Below are 18,589 nucleotides of genomic sequence, written 5' to 3'. Positions count from 1 at the left end.
TCTCTCGCCACTTGCGAGCTGCCCTTCCTCTCCCGCAAGGGGAGAGGGAAAAACAATCACGCCGCCACGACGCGTGGCGCGTCCCTCGCATCCGACGGCTGCACGGACCTGCTCAGCATCGTCACTTCGCTGAAGCCGACGGCGCCGAGCTGCTCGCACATCAGCGCGCGCGCATCCGGCGTCATCGACACCTCGGGCACCACGACGGCGCGGGCATTCGCCGTCAGGAGCTCGGCCGGAAGGTCGGAGGCACTGCCGGCATCGAGCAGCACGTGGTCGTAGGCGCGCAGCAGCGCGTCGATCGCGAGCGTCACGCGCGGCGACTGCAACAGGCTGCGATCGAAGCCGGGGCGGCCGGCCATGACCAGATGCAGCCGCGAGAGCTTGTCCCGGGTGATGATCTGCGCGAACGATGCCTCGCCCTGCATCAGCTCGGCAAGGCCGGGTGCCGAGGCATCGACGGACACGGCGGCCATGGTCGGCGAGGACGCGGCGAGATCGACCACGACGACCCGCGCATCGCGCGCCAGGTGCCGGGCCAATGTCAGCGTCGACAGCGTGATGGCTTCGCCGCTCGCGGTGCCGAGCACCGTGACTTTCTTTGCCATGGTCCCGGCGGCGCGCAGGCTGTCGGCCAGTTGCTCGATCTCCGCGAATTCGGTGACATCGGCATCAGCCGTCATCTCCGGCTGAAGCGGTGCGGGTTCTGCCATGACCGGATCGACGAAGGGCTCGACGACCATCGGTTGGGCAACCGATTCATAGCGCGCCGGCGTCCGCGTTTGCGTGAACACCGCGACCGCACGAGGCGCAGTCTGGCGCAACAATTCTCCGGTGACGACGACGCCGGACGAGAGCAGCAGTGTCGCGATCGTCGCGATCAGCACGATCGGCAGCTTCTTCGGATAGGCCGGCGTGTTCGACACGACGGCGCGCGAGATGATGCGACCATCCGTCGGCGCGGTGTCGATGGTCTCGCGGGTGTTGGCTTCACGGTACTTCGCGAGATAGGTTTCAAGCAGGTCGCGCTGGGCCTTGGCCTCACGCTCGAGGGCGCGGAGCTGCACGTCCTGGCCGTTGGTGGCCGTCGCCTGCTTCTTGAGCTGCTCGAGGCTCGCCGACAATTCCTGAACGCGCCCGCTTGCGGCACGCGCATCGTTTTCGAGCGTTCGGGCGAGCTTGGCGGCCTCGTCGCGGATCTGGGTGTCGAGGTCGGCGAGCTGTGCCTTCAATTCCTTGATGCGTGGATGGTTGCCGAGCAACGTCGACGATTGCTCGGCTAGCTGCGCCCGCAACGCCACGCGCTGCTGCGAAGGCGTCCGCATGGATTCCGAGTTCAAAATTTCCGACGATTCGATCGGCTTGCCGCTCTGGATCATCTCGCGGATCAGGCGCGCCTTGGACTCGGCGTCGGCCTTGAGCGCGCGCGCATTGTTGAGCTGGGTGTTGACCTCGCCCATCTGCTGGTTCGACAGTGTCGTGTTGTTGGTGCCGACGAACAGGCTCGACTTGGAGCGGAAGTCCTCGGCCTTCGCTTCGGCCTCGGAGACATTCCGTCGCAGCTCGTCAATCCTGCCGGCATACCACTGACTGGCGTTTCGGGCCTGATCCTGGCGCGCATCCTGCTGGAGCACGAGATAGCCGTCGGCGATCGAATTGGCGACGCGCACGGCGAGATCGGGATCGGCAGACTGGAATTCGATCACGATGACGCGCGACTTGTCGACGGCGTAGGCCTGCAGGCGCTCGTAATAGGCGTCCAGCACGCGCTCTTCGGGCGTCATCGAGAACGGATCGCGGCCGATGCCGATCAGCGCCGCAAGCGACTTCAGCGGCGAAATACCTTGCAGCACCGGATCGAACTCGGGCCGCTCCGCAAGCTTGTTCTTCTTGATGATCTCGCGCGCGAGATCGCGCGACAGCACGAGCTGCACCTGGCTGGTGACGGCTTCGGCGTCAAGCGCCTGCCGTTCCTCGGCGCGATCGCTGTTGGGGCGCAGAAACACGTTCTCGCGGCCGTCGATCAGGATGCGGGATTCAGACTTGTAGCGCGGCGTGATGAGATTGACGATCGCGACGGACGTGACGAGTGCCAGCACCGTCGGCACGATGATCCAGCCGCGCTTGCGCGCCAATGCCGCACCGAGCGCGTGCAGGTCGATGTCGCCGGATTCGACTGGCGCCGGCCGCGGAGCAACGGACGCAGGCTTCGCTTCAATCCGAGGATCGGGTTCGGCCCGCTTGGCTGCAGCTTTCGCGACAGCCCGCTCGACCACCGCCTTGTCCTTGCCGGCACGCCAGAACGCTAAACGCATCGAACACTCCCGCAGGCGCAACGCCACGAACCTACCTCAACCGGGGCGATTACACTCCATTAAGGTTGCCGCTGGGTTAATCGCGGCGTGCGGCAGCTCGCGCGTGCACGTCCGTCACCGTTTGTTAACCACGAGGGCTCTTAATCCGTCTCGATATTTCGTCAGATTGTTCGAGCATTCGCCGTCGAGCGCTGGTTTTGATCATGCCCCCCTCTCCCGACCAGCCGCTTCGCATCCTGCACGCCGTGCGCGCTCCGGTCGGCGGCATCTTCCGCCACATCCTCGACGTCGCCAACGGCCAGGTCGATCGTGGCCATCATGTCGGCATCCTCGCCGACAGTCTCACCGGTGGTGAGCGCGCCGACAAGGCCCTTGCCGAGCTCGCACCGCGGCTGAAGCTCGGCGTGCACCGGATGGCGATCCGCCGCGAACCCTCGCTCGACGATGTCCTGGTCTGGTTCCGCTTGCGGCGCCTGATCGCCACGCTCAAGCCCGACGTGATGCATGGCCACGGTGCCAAGGCCGGCGCTTTCATCCGCATGCGGCGGCGATCCGGCGACAGCATCCGCATCTACACCCCGCATGGCGGCTCGTTGCATTATCCCCTCAACACCTTCAAGGGCGAGTTTTACGCGCGGCTCGAGCGTACGCTGATGGACGCGACCGACCTGTTCCTGTTCGAAAGCGCGTTTGCCCGCGACACCTATCAGCGCATCGTCGGCAAGCCGAAGGGCGTGGTGCATTGCGTCTTCAACGGCGTGACGCCGGAGGAATTCGAACCTGTCGTCATGGCCGACGACGCCACCGACCTCGCTTATGTCGGTGAGTTCAGGCACATCAAGGGTGCCGATCTGCTGGTCGACGCGGTGGCGCGCCTGCACGAGGGCGGCAAGAAGGTCACGCTGACGCTCGGCGGCGATGGCGAGGAGACCGCGGCGCTGAAGGCGCAAGTCGAGAGGCTCGGCCTCTCCAGCGCTATCCGCTTCATCGGTCACGTCAAGGCACGCTACGGCTTCTCCAAGGGGCGATTGCTGGTCGTTCCCTCGCGTGGCGATTCCATGCCCTATGTCGTGATCGAGGCCGGTGCTGCCGGCATTCCGATGATCGCGTCCAAGATCGGCGGCATTCCCGAGATTTTCGGCGCGGAGAACCCGGCGCTGTTTGCGCCGAGCAACGCGGACACCATGGCGGAAGCGATTGCGGCCGCGCTCGACGATCCGCTGGGAACAGCGCAGCGCGCCTCGTCGCTTCGCGAGCGCATCTCCGCGCATTTCTCCCAGCAGGCGATGGTCGAGGGCGTGCTCGCGGGCTACCGCGACGCATTTACCAATCACTAACCACTCTTAAGACCCGCTTTAGAGAATCTTCCGATTTGTCCGATAATCCAAGCGCCAGGGGATGCTCGCCCGGGGCGCAAGGACGCGGCCCCGCGGGTTTTTGGAATGGACGTGGACGCCCGTGGAACCGCTCAACGCACGCTCGATGCTCGATGCCGCGACCAGCGCCGCGGCAAAGCCGGCTGATCGGTCCTTTGTGGAGCGCCGTCAACGGCTCTCGCCCGCCGCGCTCGACGTCGTCAACCAGAAGGTCGCCCGCGCCTATTCACCGATCGTGATCACCGGCTTCGTACGCCTCGCCGATTTCGCGCTGCTGAGCCTCGTCGGCATCGTCCTCTATCTCGGCTATGTCATGCCGCACGCCGGCTCCTTCAGCTGGATCTATCCCGCGCAGGTCATCGCCGTCGCAGTGTCCGCCGTGGTCTGCTTCCAGGCTGCCGACATCTATCAGGTGCAGCTGTTCCGCGGCCAGCTCCGGCAGATGACGCGGATGATCTCGTCCTGGTCGTTCGTCTTCCTGCTGTTCATCGGCATCTCCTTCTTCGCCAAGTTCGGCAGCGAAATTTCGCGGCTGTGGCTTGCCGCCTTCTACGTCCTCGGGCTCGCCGCGCTCCTCTGCGAGCGTCTGGTGCTGCGCTCGCTGGTGCGCGCCTGGGGGCGCGAGGGCCGGCTCGACCGCCGCACCATCATCGTCGGCTCCGACCGCAACGGCGAACAATTGGTCGAGGCGCTGAAGGAGCAGGAAGATTCCGACATCCACGTGCTCGGCGTGTTCGACGACCGCAACGACAGCCGCGCGCTCGACACCTGTGCCGGCGCGCGCAAGCTCGGCAAGGTCGACGACATCGTCGAATTCGCCCGCCGCACCCGCGTCGATCTCGTGCTGTTCGCTCTGCCGATCTCCGCCGAGACGCGCATCCTGGAGATGCTGAAGAAGCTCTGGGTGCTCCCGGTGGACATCCGCCTCTCCGCGCACACCAACAAGCTGCGCTTCCGCCCCCGCTCCTATTCCTATATCGGCGAGGTGCCGACGCTGGACGTGTTCGAGGCGCCGATCACCGACTGGGACCTGGTGATGAAATGGCTGTTCGACCGCGTGGTCGGCGCCCTCGCGCTGCTCGTGGCCTTGCCGGTGATGGGATTGGTGGCGCTGGCCGTGAAGCTCGACAGTCCCGGCCCCGTGCTGTTCCGCCAAAAGCGCTTCGGCTTCAACAACGAGCGCATCGACGTCTACAAGTTCCGCTCGATGTACCATCATCAGGCTGATCCGACGGCCTCGAAGGTCGTGACCAAGAACGACTCGCGCGTTACCCGCGTCGGCCGCTTCATCCGCAAGACCAGCCTCGACGAGCTGCCGCAACTGTTCAACGTGGTCTTCTCCGGCGATCTCTCTTTGGTCGGCCCGCGTCCACATGCGGTGCAGGGCAAGCTGCAGAGCCGGCTGTTCGACGAAGCCGTCGACGGCTATTTCGCCCGCCACCGGGTCAAGCCCGGCATCACCGGCTGGGCCCAGATCAACGGCTGGCGTGGCGAGATCGACAATCAAGAGAAGATCCAGAAACGCGTCGAGTTCGACCTCTATTACATCGAGAACTGGTCGGTGCTGTTCGATCTCGTGATTCTGCTGAAGACGCCGATCTCGCTGCTGACCAAAAACGAGAACGCGTATTGACTGAGTTTCTCCTTCATGCCCCGCCTTGTGCGCTGTTGCGCACTGGGGCGGGGCATCCAGTACTCCGCAGCGCCAGCCGTTCTCTGCAAAGCGCGCCGCGGAATACTGGATCGCCGGTCAAGCCTCGCGATGACAGCGGTGTTTGTGGGCGTAGCAGTTGCGTAAACGTATGAGCGTGTGATGGCGTATGCGGCGACAGCCGGGGAGATGAATGCAGCGGTTCGCGCTGCGCCCGGCGTGCTGGCCCTCCAGCGCGCGCTGGTATGGCTGGTCGGCGCCTCCGGCGCGATCGTCTTCATCGAGCCGAGCCCCTACGAGATCGTGACGCTGCTGGCCACCGTCACCTTCTTCGCCACCGGCCTGCGTCTGCGGCTCGCTTTGATGCCGCTGGTGCTGATGCTGGTTCTGCTCAATATCGGCTACACGATCAGCGCGATCCCGCTGTTCGAGCAGTCCGAGGTGGTCAGCTGGATTGCAACCTCCTGGTACATGGCGGTGACGGTCGTGTTCTTCGCCATGGTCACGTCGGAGGACACCGCGGCCCGGCTCGACATGCTCCGCCGCGGGCTCGTGGTCGGCGCGATGGTCGCCTCGCTATTGGCGGTCGCCGGCTACTTCCACCTGGTTCCCGGCGGCGACGACCTCCTCACACTGTACGGACGCGCGCGCGGCACCTTCAAGGACCCGAACGTGCTCGGCGCCTTCCTGATCCTGCCGGCACTGTTCTCGCTGCAGAGCGTCGTCTCCGACAAGTTCGGCAAGGCATTTCGCAACGTCTTCGCCTTCGGCATCATGTCGCTGGCGATCCTGCTCGCGTTCTCCCGCGCCGCCTGGGGCGGGCTGGTGCTGACATCCGCCTTCATGCTGGCGCTGATGGTGCTGACCAGCCGCACCAACGCGCAGCGCTCGCGCATCATCGTCATGGCGATCCTGGCCGCAGTGCTCGGCCTCGCGCTGATCGCGGTGTTGATGTCGTTCGATTCCACCGCCGAGATGTTCAAGCAGCGCGCGAGCTTCGACCAGAGCTATGACGAAGGCAGGTTCGGCCGGTTCGGCCGGCACATCCTGGGAGCGGAGATGGCGCTCGACCTGCCGTTCGGCATCGGCCCTCTGCAATTCCACCGCTTCTTCCCCGAGGACACCCACAACTCCTATCTCAACGCCTTCATGTCCGGCGGCTGGCTGTCAGGCATCTGCTATCCCGCGCTGGTCTTCACGACCGTCATCATGGGTGTCAGGCACATCTTCGTGCCCGTGCCCTGGCAGCGCGCTTATCTGGCGGTGTTCTCCGCCTTCGTCGGCACCGTCGGCGAAAGCTTCGTGATCGACACCGACCACTGGCGGCATTTCTGGATGATGCTGGGCGCGATGTGGGGCATGATCGCGGCTGCGCAGATCTACAAGGCTAGGGCTGGCGACGAAGCTTCTTCAGCTTGAGATCGGGGCGTTTCTCCGGCGGCGTGTCGAGCAGGCCCTTCAGCGCCGCGGTCGCCGCGAGCACGCCCTTGTAGCCCTCATTGGCGAAGCGCAGCAGCAGGCGCAATTCCTGGTCGGAATAGCCGCCAAAAACCTTCTCCATTGCCTGCTGCATCGGCACGTAGAACTGGCCGACCCTTTCGATCGCCTCCGGCACGACGGCAATGAAGACCTTGCGACGGTCGGCATCGTCGCGCTCACGACGGACAAGGCCTGCCTTTTCGAGCCGGTCGACCACGCCGGTAATGGCCCCCGTCGTGAGCCCCGTGACCTCAGCGAGCCGGCCGGCGGTGACGCGGCCTTCGAGATACAGGATGTCCATGCATTCGAGGTCGGAATTGGCAATTCCGGCAACGTTCGCAACGGTCTGGCCATAGAGCACGCCCTGCGCGGACGACCTGCGCATCGCCTCCTCGAGTTCCTGCAGCAGCGCAGCGCGCGCCTTCGTCCTTGACAAGACAGACCTCGTATCTTACTCGATATATATCTTAGTCACTAAGATATTTAGCGACCATAATTCTCCTAGCACCACGGAAACGTCGGGAGCAAGCCATGTCCTATCGTCCTCGCAAGGCCCTGATCATCGGCGCCGGCATTGCCGGCCCCGTCGCGGCGGTTCTGCTGCGTCGCGCCGGCATCGAGTCCGCGATCTACGAGGCCTGGCCCTATTCGAAAGGCATCGGCGGCGGCCTTCAGATCGCGCCGAACGGCATGCAGGTCATGGACGAGATCGGCCTTTCGAACGAGCTGATCAGCCGCGGCTCGATCGCGGAATCGTTCGACTTCTATTCGCAAGGCGGGAAGAGGCTCGGCTCGATCAATCGCGACATGGCGCGGCGTTTCGGCCAGCCCGCGGTCAATGTCTGCCGCGCCACGCTGAACGAGATGCTGATCGACAAGGCCTGGTGCGCGTGCGTTTCACTCTATTTCGAGAAGCGCCTGATCAAGATCGAGGATCGCGGCGACCAGCCGATCATCGCCTACTTCGCCGACGGCACCACGGCCGAGGGCGACTTCCTGATCGGCGCCGATGGCGTGCACTCGGTAGCGCGCCGCCAGGTGGTGCCGGACGGGCCGCAGCCGTTCGACACCGGATTGATCGGCTTCGGCGGTTTCGTGCCGCACGCCGTCCTCGACGGCCGGCCGATCGGCCGGCATGTCGAGACCACGTTCGGGCAGAGCGGCTTCTTCGGCTACGGCTATTGCAGTCCCGATCCGGACGACGGCGTGATGTGGTGGAGCACGCAGCCCGCGCACGGCATGGACGCGGCGATGTTCCGCGCGCTCGACCGTGCGACGCTGAAGCAGCACCTGCGCGGCTTCCACCGCGGCTGGCACGATCCGATCCCCGGCATCATCGAGGCAGCCGAGAACATCGTGGTCACCGACACGCTCGACGTCGCCACCCTGCCGACCTGGTCGCGCAAGCGCTCGCTGCTGATCGGCGATGCCGCCCATGCGACCAGCCCCCATGCCGGCCAGGGCGCCTCGCTCGCGCTGGAGGATGCGATGCGCCTCGCACGGTTGATGCAGCAAGGCCAGGAGCTCGGCGCCACCTTCCAGGCCTTCGAGGCCGAACGGCGCCCGCGCACGGAAAAGATCGTCGCCCTGGCCCGCCGCAACGGCAACAGCAAGCGCGAATTCAGCGCCACCGGCGCGTGGATCCGCAATCGGATGATGAAGTGGCTGTTGCCACTGGGCGCAAAGAGCATGGATTTCATGTACGCGTATGACGCTCGGGCGGTGTAAGCGCATCAGGTCGAACCGGCCTCGGCACGGGCGACGCTAGAAGGACGCAGAGCGTCACCACTTGGTCGATGTCGGCACGACGATTGATCAAGCCTCTGTAGCACTCTCTTGGTCTTCAAGCCTCTTGCGCAGCGCCTTCATGAGGCGACCGGCGGTCCTGAGGTCTTCCATAGGAAGACCTTGCACAAGGGAGTTGATCCTTGGGTCATACTGGCGGATGGCAGCGTCGTAAGTCTTCCGCCCCTTGTCCGTCAGCACCACGAGGTGGGCGCGACGGTGATGTGGATTGGGCTCAAACGTAACGAGCCCGTCCTGCGCCAGGTCATTGACGATGCGCTGAACGTTCTGGCGGTTCGCTCCAAGGTCGCGGGCGAGCCAGGCGACCGGTTGGGCGCGATCCGCGGCTACGATTGCCCCCAGAATTTGCCAGCGGGCGCTTGTCAGGCCGAGCGAAGCGACCAGCCGGTCGCCCCACGTCACGGTCAGGTTATTGACCCTGAACAGATCGAGAATGAGGTCAGTCAAGGCATCACCAGCCGGAGATCGCTTCGTAGCGCGCATATTGTCACCATGAATTTATTGACATCATAATGTCAATATGGTTCCTTGAAGCATAAATATCGACACCATCGTGTCACATTGAACAAGCTAGCCGTTCTCGGTCAAGGAAACCTAATTATGATCAAGGTGATTCATCCCATCGCTGGCGCCATCGCGCTTCTGACCATTTCGACATTTTGGCTGTCGACTGCGCTCAGTGAGCTTTTCGCGTCCCAAGCCGTCATCACCGCCGTCAAGACGGCCATACCATGGGGCTTTCTTTTGTTGGTCCCGGCGCTGGCGGCGGCGGGCGGCACGGGCTTTACACTGGCACGGGGTCGGCGAGCCGGCATGGTCGGCGCGAAGATCAAGCGAATGCCGCTAATCGCCGGCAATGGCATCCTGGTGCTGGTCCCTGCCGCACTGTTCCTCGCACATAAGGCGAGTGCCGCCGAGCTTGATGCAGTGTTCTATGCGGTGCAGGCTGTCGAGCTTGCCGCAGGAGCTGTGAACATCACCTTGCTCGTGCTCAACACGCGAGACGGCTTGAGGATGAAAGGTCGGCTTCGCCGCGTGGGAGAGGCGAAGGTGACAGCTACTTCTCCACGGCGAACGTCAGCCCGGCGTTCTCGACCAGCCGCTTGATCAGCTTGTGCTGCATCGCCGCGCCCGGCGTCCAGAAGCCGGCTGCGACGTCGGTCGTGTCACGCAGCATGCAGATGGCACATTCGGAGATCATCTTCGAGGTCGAGCCGTAGCCGGGATCGCGGTCGCCGGTGACGCCGGCGCGAACCATGCGGCCATCGGGTGCGATCGCGATATAGAGCAGATCGAACAGACCGTTTTCGCGCTCTTCCTTCGACGGCCCCTCGCCCGGCTTCGGTGCGTCGGGGCCGGTCTTGCCCGCATTGGCAGCCATCACGAGCTTGGCGTTGGCCTCGCCCTTCTCGCCGGGACCGGTCAGGACCATCTCGTCGTAGACGAAGTCCTGGCCGTAGGGAAATCCCATCAGCATGTTGGAGCGGTGAACGTTGCGCGTGTTGATCAGCGCCATCATGAACGGCGCCGCCCAGGATTGCAGGTCCTCCTCGAAGGCGGCCCTGTTGCCTTTCGGCTGCTTCGGACCGGTGAAGCCGGGCGTCAGCGCAAAATGATCGTTGAGAATGGCGACAAGGCTGAGATCCTTGGCCACGGCATCGAAGGTCGCCTTCGCGCTCGCGGCGGTGCCGCCCGAGAGCGTGCCGCGCATGTCGCGCACACGCCCTTTCACCCGCGGGGCCGGCGCGCCGAAGACACGTTTGGCCTCTTCCTGGACGAAGAACGTGCCGAGCTCGAACGGCACGGAATCGTAGCCGCACGAAAACACGATCCGCGCGCCGCTCTCTTTTGCAGCCGCCTCGTACTTGTCGATCATCTGGCGCATCCAGATCGGCTCGCCGCAGAGATCGAAATAATCCGTGCCGGTGGCCACGCAGGCGGCGAGCAGTTCCTCACCATAGAGCTGATACGGGCCGACAGTGGTGATCACCGACATCGTCCGTTCCGCCATCGCCTTCAGCGAGGCCGCATCCGACGCATCCGCGACAATGAGCTCCGTATTCCCGGGCGCGCCGATCGCATCGCGCACCGATTTCAGCTTGCCGAGGCTGCGGCCCGCCATCGCCCATTTGAGCGAATGGTCGCTCTTGTAATGCTGGGTCAGATATTCGGCGACGAGCTGGCCGGTAAAACCGGTCGCGCCATAGACGACGATGTCGAATTTCGCAGAGCTCATGGTCGGCCTTTACTTTACTTCTTCGCGTAGCTCACGCCCATGCCGGCACGGACATCGCTTTGAATACCATAGGGCGGGATCGGATAACGCAGGCCGTTCTTCGCCAGCGCCTTCATGCCCACAACCGCCTTGGCGAGATGTTCCGGCTTCAGGGCCATCAGCATCTCCTCGTCCGGCACGCCGCCATAGCGCCGTTCGGCATAGCATGGCAAGGACAGGCTGGGCTCACCGCTCTTGAGCGCCCTGCCCCAGGAATCGGCGCAAGCGGTCTCGCCGACCACGCCCCATTCGAATTTCTTGTAGCCGGTATATTGCAGCCCGTTGATCAGGATGATCATCTGCCCCGGCGTCGCATAGACGAGACAGATATCGGGCGGGTGGAGCCGGCCGCTCGCCAGCGGGCTGACTGCGAGCGCCTGATATTGCCCGAACGGAACCACGTCCAGCGCCTCCTGGCGCTTGCGTGCGTCCTCCGCGGTGCCGTGCCAGACCCCGACATAGTTTTCGCCGGCGAGCCATTTCTCGTCCTGCGGTGCAAGGCCGATCACCGCGCGGCATTGTGCGCCGACGAGATCGTCGGCCGTGATGCCCACGGTCCAGCCCAGACGCGCAGCCATGCTGACGATCTGGTCGGTGGTGTGGACTGCGTTCGGCCGCCGGATTTTCGGGATTGCCTCCATGTCCGCGGTCCGCGCGAACAGCTTCATGCCGATCACCGTGGTCTTCAGCCGCAGCAGGCTGTTGAGATCGGCAACGAGGCCGGCAAGATCGATGCTGTCTGCACTCTGCTGTTGCATGGCGTCCTCCCGGCCGGGCGTTCGCGCACCGGCGCTGTTATTGTTTCTTGAACGGTTCTAGTCCTTCGCCGGTCCCGGGAGCAACTCGCCAGTGCGGCCCATCAGGCGGTAGGCGACAAGCCCGATCCATTCGCGCACGGCGACCTCGGTTCGGCCGAGCCCGTCCGCACCGACATTGGTGAACGAGAAAAGATCGTCGCGCCCGCCCATTCGCCAGTCCACGGGATAGGCTTCGACGTCAAATCCCGCCTTGCGAAAGATCCCCATCGAACGCGGCATGTGAAAGGCCGAGGTGACCAGGAGCCAGCGCTCGCCCGGCTTGGGCGCCACCAATTGTTTGGTGAAGATGGCATTCTCGTAGGTGTTGCGAGAGTCCCGCTCGAGGATCAGGCGCTGCTTCGCGATGCCCAAATTCTCCAGGATCGGCGCGGAGTAGTCGGCCTCCCGGGCGTCTGTCGAAACCAGGTTCGCGGTGCCCCCGGTGAAAACAACGCGCGTGTTCGGATAGCGGCGCGCGAGCTCGGCCGGCGCAAACAGGCGATCGGCCGCGTGCGCGACGACCGGCGTGCGGTGTGCCGCCGACAGATCGGTGTCGACCGAGCCGCCGAGCACGATGATGCCGTCGGGCGCGCCGCGCGACGGATCCCACGGCGGAAAACGCGACTCCAGCGGATAGAGCAAAAGGTTACCGAGCGGCGAGAATGCGGCGAGCGCCAGCATGATCAGCGTGGCCGCGGCGAGCTTGCGGCCGAAGGCGGCAAAGCGCGTCGCCATCAGGACGACCGAGACGATCCCGAGCTCGATCATCAAGTTGATCGGCAGCACCGCTGTGCCGAGGGTCTTGGACAGGACAAAAAGCAGGGGAGCCTCGCTGGAATGATCGTGCCTGGTGCGCGCGGACTTGACCCGCCCGTCGATCTTCAGAAAGCTTCTTGGAAGAGGATCGATTGCCTGGTCAAGCCCGGGCCTGTGAAATGGACGGATACCACATGACCCATCACCACCTGCATTCCAGCCCCGAGACCTGTCATTGGGGCTTCTTCGAAGCCGCGCTCAAGCCGGTCCTCACCATCGCAAGCGGCGACGAGGTCACGATCGACACCATCAGCGGCGGTCCGGACATGCTGCCCGACCCCAGCAAGTTTCACATTCCGCCCGAGATGCACGAGGTTCACGCGAAGAACGAGCGCATGCTGCCCGGCCATATCCTCACCGGCCCGATCGCGGTCGAGGGGGCCGAGCCCGGCGACGTGCTCGCGGTCGAGATCCTCGACGTCCAGCTCCGGCAGGATTGGGGCTGGAACATGATCAAGCCGCTGTCCGGCACCCTGCCCGACGATTTTCACGAGACGCGCATCCTGAACATCCCTCTCGACCGGTCGCGGATGGTCGCCCGCATGCCGTGGGGGCTCGACCTGCCGCTCAAGCCGTTCTTCGGCGTGATGGGCGTTTCGCCGCCTCCCGCCTGGGGCCGCATCTCCTCGCTGGTCCCGCGCGCCATGGGCGGCAATCTCGACAACAAGGAGCTTGGCGCCGGTGCGACGCTGTACCTGCCGGTGTTCGTCCCGGGCGCGCTGTTCTCCTGCGGCGACGGCCATGGCGTGCAGGGCGACGGCGAGGTCTGCGTCACCGCGATCGAGACCGCACTCCAGGGCCGCTTCCGTCTGACGCTGCGCAAGGACCTCAAGCTCGATTATCCCCGCGGCGAGACGGCGACGCACTACATGACCATGGCGATGGACCCCGACCTCGACCAATGCGTGGTGCGGGCTCTGCGCGACATGATCGTGCTGCTGGGCGAGAGGCGCAATTTGTCGCGCGAGGACGCCTATACGCTGTGCAGCCTGGCGGCCGATCTGCGGGTGACCCAGACCGTGAACGGCTCCAAAGGCATCCATTGCATGATCGACAAGGCGATCGTGCACGGCTGAGCCGACCCGCCCTCTCCTGACCTCTCGAGGCCACGCCGCCGACTGCCTGCTCGCGGGGCGTGTCCTGCCATGCCTGATTTCCCTCGCGATTCCAACGAGCTGACTAAGAGTCGCAGCCTGCATTTGACTTCCGCTGCCAAACCTAAATAGAGTCTTAATAGTAACTTTTATGTACCCGCGTATGAGGCTAGCGTTTAGGCATGGCCACCGAAAAAGCCGAGACTGACCGCATTCCCGTAACCTTGGCGCTCTCGACCATCACCTATCTGGAGAAGCTGGTGAGACAGGGCACCCACGGCACCAGCGTTCCCGGCGTCGCACGTACGTTGATCGAGGAAGGCATCCGTCTCGCCATCAAGGACGGGCTTTTGTCGATCCGCGACAATGGCAGGACGTGAGCGCGCGCCGAACGTGAGGCGGACGGATCTCGAGAGGCGGATGGCCGACATCTGCAACCTGGGACCGCACCAATGCCTGTTCTCTCACCCACCTGGACCGACGAACGAATTGAACTTTTGAAGCAGCATTTCGAGGCTGGCCTCTCCTGCCGCGAGATCGCGGCCGACATCGGCGTCAGCCGCAATGCCGTGATCGGCAAGCTGTCCCGCCTCAATCTGACGCGCGGCCGGACGGTCGACGACCGCAAGGTTCAGGACAGGGGCCTGGCGCCCTCGCGCGCGTCACGGACCGTGCCGCGGCTGCAATACGAGATGCTCGCCACGATCTACGGCGAGACCGGTGCGCCGATGGTCACCGGTCCGATCGACGACGCCAATCGCTGCTCGCTGCTGGAGCTTGCCGAGAACCGCTGCCGCTGGCCGATCTCGACGCCTGGTGCGGACGATTTCTGCTTCTGCGGCAACTCCGCACCCGACGGCCAGTCCTATTGCGCCGGCCACAGCCGCCTCGCCTATCGGCCGAATTCCCGCGCGCGCGTCATGCGCGCTTAGAACCATATCCTAGAGCCGTGTCCTCAAACGAAAAACCTCCGGCAGGGCATTGCCGGAGGTTTCTGGAGGTTTAGCATCAAGTCAGAGCCGCGACTTTCGTCATCGGCTGAAAACTATATAGCTTAGTAACTCAGGTAAGTAAATAAATTTGGGCCGACCGAATCGCATGGCTCGTCTTCGTCGCCCGCACGGGCCGCCGGATTTTCCGAACGCCCGCTCATAAAAAAACATCTCGTAAAAAAGCCCCGGCGGTTGTCCCGCCGGGGCTGCGTCATATCCGAAGACCCATATCTGAAGACCAAGTCCGAAGACCAAGTCCGAAGACCAAGTCCGACGATCAAGGCTTACCAGTTGCGCTGGGCGCGAACCAACAGGCTGTAGGTGTCCTGGTCCTTCAGCTCATAGGCCGCCGCAGGCTTGGCAACGCTGGTGAGCGCCGGCGTCGTGATCACGCCCGAGTACTTCTGGTCAAGGTGGCTGTAGGTGAAGTCAGCCGAGAAGGTCAGGTTCTTGACCGGGGTCCAGCGGGTGATGACACCGATCTGGCCGATGTTGAAGTCCGGGTTGCAGGTGCCGGTCAGGGTCGCGAACGCGGCACTGCCGCAGATCATGCCCTTGGCCGTGCCGCTGTAGCTGACGGCGGCCCACGCACCATAGAGCGCCGAGTTCCAGTATGGGCTCCAGTTGTGGGTGTAGGCACCACGGAAGCCGTAGGTCTTGGTCAGCTCGAGGCCGCTGCCGGGTGCGAACACCGCGTCAGACACGCCGGCGAAGCCGATGCTCTGATACGCGCCGCCCGAACCGCCGAACATCGAGTAGCTGGTCGCTGCCAGCTCCTGGAAGTTGTAGCGGCTCGCGCCATCAGTGTAGACGCCCGAGATGTTGATCAAGTCCCCGGCGCCGGTCGGGATGTTCTTGATCGAGAGAGCCAGCTGGACGGCCCAGCCCCACTTGTCTTCAGGATGACCGGTGGCTTCGCTCGCGCCGTAATAGGCGACATGGTTGTCGTGCGCCGCGACCGAGGCCTGGAACAGGCCCCAGGCCTGGTCGACACGGAGCGTGCCGACGAGATCGGGGGCGCGGGTGCCGCCGAGATCGTTGGAGCCGTAGGCACCGCCGAGGACGCCGGTGGTGGACATGCCGGCCGTATTCCAGAGGGCGGTCTGGAAGACCTGCGTCTGGTCCTGGGCCGAGACGATCGCCGTCACGCCCTGGCCGAGATCGGCGGTGTAGGTGAACTGGGCAACACCGTTGGTGCTGCCGCTGCCGCCGACGAGCTGGTCGAAGTTGTTGCCGGGATAGTTGATCCAGGGCGCGTCGAACTGCGACACCGCCTTACCCATGGTGAAGCCGGCGAACTGGATGAAGGCGTAGTAGACGCCGAGCGCGCCGCCCGAGATCCCGCCGTCGGTGCCGTTGATGGCGCCGCCGCTGGACCCGATCAGACCCGTGCCTGCGGCGTTGACGCCGAGCGTGCTGCTGTACTGGGTGGCACCCGTTCCCGAACCGGCGCCGACATAGTTGCCGGTCGTCCAGGTGAAGACCGCATCGAAATAGGTGCGGACAACGCCGTACTCGGTCGCGGTGCGCGTGTCGATGTTGAGATCTTCACGAGCGCGCATCGAGTAGTAGTTGGTCAGGCGGTTGTTCGCCGCGAAGACGTTGTTGTACTGGGCGCTGTAATTGCCGCCGGCATTGAGCGCCACTTCGGCACGCAGATAGCCGCCCAGCTTGATGCAGGTGTCGCTGCCCGGGATGTAGTAGAAACCCGCGCCGTAGAGCGAGCAGACCTTCACGTACTCGACCGCCTTGGCCTTGACCGGAAGATCAGCCGCCTGAGCTCCACCGACGGCGATCAGACCCGCCGCAGTGCCGAGCAAAAGGCTCTTCACCAATTTCATATTAAAACCTCCAAGTTGCTCATGTTACGAAGACCGGACCGTGAGGCCCCCCAGATCCCCGTCTTACAAATCCGCTCGGCCGCTTTGCGCTTCGGACAGCCCCTCTTTCGATGCGAGGGACATGAGCAAACCACCTGCAACGGGACGATCGAGTACCCCCCACCGTCACAAGCAATATGACCGCGCCGTTCACTAATCAAAATACCTTATTTGGTCAGCTATGTAGTTTCGCTAAACCTGTGCCCCTTACGCAACACCATTGCGGAGCGATTCCATGAGCTGATCATCTTTGTAGTTTTAGTGACAAAATTACCCTGCTCTGCACTTGCGTCAGAGCAGGCTTGCGTGGACTATGGCTTGCACGACACCGGCCGCATACAAATCAGATCACGGGAGTGACGCTGTGTCAGCGACGAGGAAAGAAGGGGCGCGCCTCCGCTCCATCGGCAATCTGGATATCATCAGGCGCTTCACCTGGGAGATATCGTCGATCAACATGTATCTGGAGGAGCTGCGTCAGTTCTGGGCGAGAACGCTCGGCATCAGCGGCCCGCAATGGCTGATCCTGATGGCGATCTCCGACCTCGACAAGGACGACGGCATTCCGGTCAACGTCGTCTCGAAACTCCTCCACGTCGATCCGTCGTTCGTCACCACCCAGTCCAAGCTGCTCGAGAAGAAGGCCCTGTTGCGCCGTCGTCCCTCGCCGACCGACGCAAGGGTGGTCCGGCTGTCCCTGACCGAGAAGACGCAGAAGCACCTGGCGAGCCTCAACGATCAGTACAAGACGATCAAGGAATTCGTCTTCCAGGAGTTCGACGAGAAGGAACTGACGGAATTCACGACCAAGCTCGCGATGCTCAAGACCCGCCTCGAAAAGGCCTGCGTCCGACTGACCCTCGACTTCTGAGGTAACGTCCCTAGATGCGCCCCGCGGCGCCGAGCCGCGATTCGAGCCAATCGAAGATGTATTCATTGGCAAGGCTCGGGTTGTCCGCATGGGCCTGCGCCGCGCCGGTTTCGGCCGCGGTGAACACCTTCAACACGACATCCGAACTGCCGAGCCGGGACGTCTGGACGATCTGACGCGCCCGATCGGCCTTGAGCCAGCCGTCCTCACCGAGCGTGATCAGCACCGGACAGTCGGCGCTGGAGGCCATCAACGGCGCATGCGGCACCGGAACGATGCTGACGTCGCTCATCGCGAATCGGCTGGCAAAAAAGGCCCGCTCGTGCAGGTCCCACAGGCCGCCATCGCAGACGGCGGCGGCAAGCCGCGGCTCCTGCAACACCGCGCGCGCCACGAAGGAAGAACCCCAGCCATCGGCGACGATCCCGACACGTGCGAAATCGACCTCGCTGCACGTCTCCAGATAGTCCATCACGCACGGAATCGCACTCTCAAGATCCCGGCGCCGCAACAGCGCGTCGAGATGATCGTCGCGCTGGTCGCCGAACAGGTCCAGCGCCAGCAGCGAGAAGCCGCGCTCGCGCGCATGCGGCGCGAGCTTGAACAGAAATTCCTCCTTGCGGTGGCCGGGTTCGCCGATGCAGATCACGGTCGGAGCCCGCACACTTCCCGACGGCGCGTGCGCGGGCAGGAAATAGCCCTGCAACGAATGGCCGTCGAGCCAGGGTATCGTCAGGACCTCTCCGGCTGGATCGCGCGCGGCGAGGAAGCGGCGGGCGCAATCCTGCATCGCGAGCACCGCGACCCAGCGGCGCTCGTCCGCCTGATCGAGCGGCATCGCGGCCGCGCTGTAGTAATTCATGGCGCGGAGCCAGTTGCGCTGCGCGGTCGCCCTGTGACCTTCCGCGAACGCGGCCTCGGCACGAAGCCGATTGGCCTGCGCCAGATTCTTCCACTCGCGATGCCAGGACTGGTCGTTGCCCCGCTTCAGCTGCCGCGCGATCATCAGGCATTCGGCGATCGTGGCGCCGCCCTCCTGGGCCGCGGTGAGGAGCCGCGTGAACTCAGCGGAGATGTCCTCTCGCTCCGGGCAAAGGGTCCAGTCGTCGGAGAGGCATGCGGGTATCATCGGGAGCTACGCTCTGGTCATCGCCTTACAGATGACTGAGTAAACTATTTTGGTTCCCTGACCAAGCTGCCGTGCGCCGAATGAGAGCCGTTCGAGATCACCATCGCT

The 18,589-nt window shown here is 64.0% G+C and carries 17 protein-coding genes; 9 read left to right on the top strand and 8 right to left on the bottom strand.

Annotated features, from left to right (window positions below):
• Positions 1-56: 56 nt before the first annotated feature.
• Entirely contained in the window at positions 57-2,315 is a 2,259-nt protein-coding gene (locus AC0L3U_RS29755; RefSeq protein WP_473364200.1) for a GumC family protein, read from the bottom strand.
• A gap of 203 nt (positions 2,316-2,518) precedes the next feature.
• On the opposite strand from AC0L3U_RS29755, the gene AC0L3U_RS29750 reads away from it, so the two are divergent.
• The 3 genes from AC0L3U_RS29750 to AC0L3U_RS29740 all read left to right on the top strand — a co-directional run bounded on the left by AC0L3U_RS29750 (position 2,519) and on the right by AC0L3U_RS29740 (position 6,761).
• Positions 2,519-3,652: a glycosyltransferase family 4 protein gene (locus tag AC0L3U_RS29750; RefSeq protein WP_473364199.1), complete on the top strand. Its 1,134-nt coding sequence runs from the start codon at positions 2,519-2,521 to the stop codon at positions 3,650-3,652.
• Between the two features lie 121 nt (positions 3,653-3,773).
• The gene (locus AC0L3U_RS29745) at positions 3,774-5,324 is read left to right on the top strand and encodes an undecaprenyl-phosphate glucose phosphotransferase (RefSeq protein WP_473364198.1); all 1,551 of its coding nucleotides are present in this window, start codon (positions 3,774-3,776) and stop codon (positions 5,322-5,324) included.
• Positions 5,325-5,504: 180 nt separating this feature from the next.
• Entirely contained in the window at positions 5,505-6,761 is a 1,257-nt protein-coding gene (locus tag AC0L3U_RS29740; protein WP_473364197.1) for an O-antigen ligase family protein, read from the top strand.
• Here the strand turns inward: AC0L3U_RS29740 and AC0L3U_RS29735 are convergent.
• Entirely contained in the window at positions 6,730-7,206 is a 477-nt protein-coding gene (locus tag AC0L3U_RS29735; protein WP_211398202.1) for a MarR family winged helix-turn-helix transcriptional regulator, read from the bottom strand. The genes AC0L3U_RS29740 and AC0L3U_RS29735 overlap by 32 nt on opposite strands.
• A gap of 146 nt (positions 7,207-7,352) precedes the next feature.
• Between AC0L3U_RS29735 and AC0L3U_RS29730 the strand changes: the two genes are divergently transcribed.
• The gene (locus AC0L3U_RS29730) at positions 7,353-8,549 is read left to right on the top strand and encodes an FAD-dependent monooxygenase (protein ID WP_473289427.1); all 1,197 of its coding nucleotides are present in this window, start codon (positions 7,353-7,355) and stop codon (positions 8,547-8,549) included.
• 87 nt (positions 8,550-8,636) lie between these two features.
• Here AC0L3U_RS29730 and AC0L3U_RS29725 read toward each other — a convergent pair whose 3' ends face one another.
• The gene (locus tag AC0L3U_RS29725) at positions 8,637-9,110 is read right to left on the bottom strand and encodes a MarR family winged helix-turn-helix transcriptional regulator (protein WP_473364196.1); all 474 of its coding nucleotides are present in this window, start codon (positions 9,108-9,110) and stop codon (positions 8,637-8,639) included.
• A 117-nt stretch (positions 9,111-9,227) separates the two neighbouring features.
• Between AC0L3U_RS29725 and AC0L3U_RS29720 the strand changes: the two genes are divergently transcribed.
• On the top strand, positions 9,228-9,734 hold the full coding sequence (locus AC0L3U_RS29720; protein WP_473364195.1) for a hypothetical protein: 507 nt from the start codon (positions 9,228-9,230) through the stop codon (positions 9,732-9,734).
• Here AC0L3U_RS29720 and AC0L3U_RS29715 read toward each other — a convergent pair.
• The 3 genes from AC0L3U_RS29715 to AC0L3U_RS29705 are packed head-to-tail and all read right to left on the bottom strand — an operon-like array spanning position 9,685 to position 12,467.
• Complete coding sequence (locus tag AC0L3U_RS29715; protein WP_473364194.1) at positions 9,685-10,863, bottom strand: saccharopine dehydrogenase family protein; 1,179 nt, start codon at positions 10,861-10,863, stop codon at positions 9,685-9,687. The genes AC0L3U_RS29720 and AC0L3U_RS29715 overlap by 50 nt on opposite strands.
• A 14-nt stretch (positions 10,864-10,877) precedes the next feature.
• Positions 10,878-11,660 carry a DUF169 domain-containing protein gene (locus tag AC0L3U_RS29710; RefSeq protein ID WP_473348609.1) on the bottom strand — a complete coding sequence of 261 codons (783 nt, stop codon included), beginning with the start codon at positions 11,658-11,660 and terminating at the stop codon, positions 10,878-10,880.
• A 57-nt stretch (positions 11,661-11,717) separates the two neighbouring features.
• Complete coding sequence (locus tag AC0L3U_RS29705; protein ID WP_473364193.1) at positions 11,718-12,467, bottom strand: YdcF family protein; 750 nt, start codon at positions 12,465-12,467, stop codon at positions 11,718-11,720.
• Between the two features lie 182 nt (positions 12,468-12,649).
• Here AC0L3U_RS29705 and AC0L3U_RS29700 point away from each other — a divergent pair, with 182 nt between their 5' ends.
• The 3 genes from AC0L3U_RS29700 (at position 12,650) to AC0L3U_RS29690 (ending at position 14,541) form a co-directional block, all read left to right on the top strand.
• Positions 12,650-13,591, top strand: coding sequence for an acetamidase/formamidase family protein (locus tag AC0L3U_RS29700; protein ID WP_473364192.1), 942 nt, complete (start codon positions 12,650-12,652; stop codon positions 13,589-13,591).
• 200 nt (positions 13,592-13,791) lie between these two features.
• Positions 13,792-13,989, top strand: coding sequence for a hypothetical protein (locus AC0L3U_RS29695; RefSeq protein ID WP_007603456.1), 198 nt, complete (start codon positions 13,792-13,794; stop codon positions 13,987-13,989).
• A gap of 72 nt (positions 13,990-14,061) precedes the next feature.
• Entirely contained in the window at positions 14,062-14,541 is a 480-nt protein-coding gene (locus AC0L3U_RS29690) for a GcrA family cell cycle regulator (RefSeq protein ID WP_473364191.1), read from the top strand.
• A gap of 344 nt (positions 14,542-14,885) precedes the next feature.
• Here the strand turns inward: AC0L3U_RS29690 and AC0L3U_RS29685 are convergent, their stop codons facing one another.
• The gene (locus AC0L3U_RS29685) at positions 14,886-16,442 is read right to left on the bottom strand and encodes a porin (RefSeq protein ID WP_473364190.1); all 1,557 of its coding nucleotides are present in this window, start codon (positions 16,440-16,442) and stop codon (positions 14,886-14,888) included.
• A gap of 403 nt (positions 16,443-16,845) precedes the next feature.
• Here AC0L3U_RS29685 and AC0L3U_RS29680 point away from each other — a divergent pair, with 403 nt between their 5' ends.
• Positions 16,846-17,352, top strand: a complete 507-nt coding sequence (locus AC0L3U_RS29680; protein WP_456764051.1) for a MarR family winged helix-turn-helix transcriptional regulator — start codon at positions 16,846-16,848, stop codon at positions 17,350-17,352.
• A gap of 10 nt (positions 17,353-17,362) precedes the next feature.
• Here AC0L3U_RS29680 and AC0L3U_RS29675 read toward each other — a convergent pair whose 3' ends face one another.
• On the bottom strand, positions 17,363-18,481 hold the full coding sequence (locus tag AC0L3U_RS29675) for an alpha/beta hydrolase family protein (RefSeq protein WP_473364189.1): 1,119 nt from the start codon (positions 18,479-18,481) through the stop codon (positions 17,363-17,365).
• Between the last annotated feature and the right edge of the window lie 108 nt (positions 18,482-18,589).

The organism is Bradyrhizobium sp. Kon69 (assembly GCF_055807515.1).
This window is presented reverse-complemented; position numbering and strand designations above follow the sequence as displayed.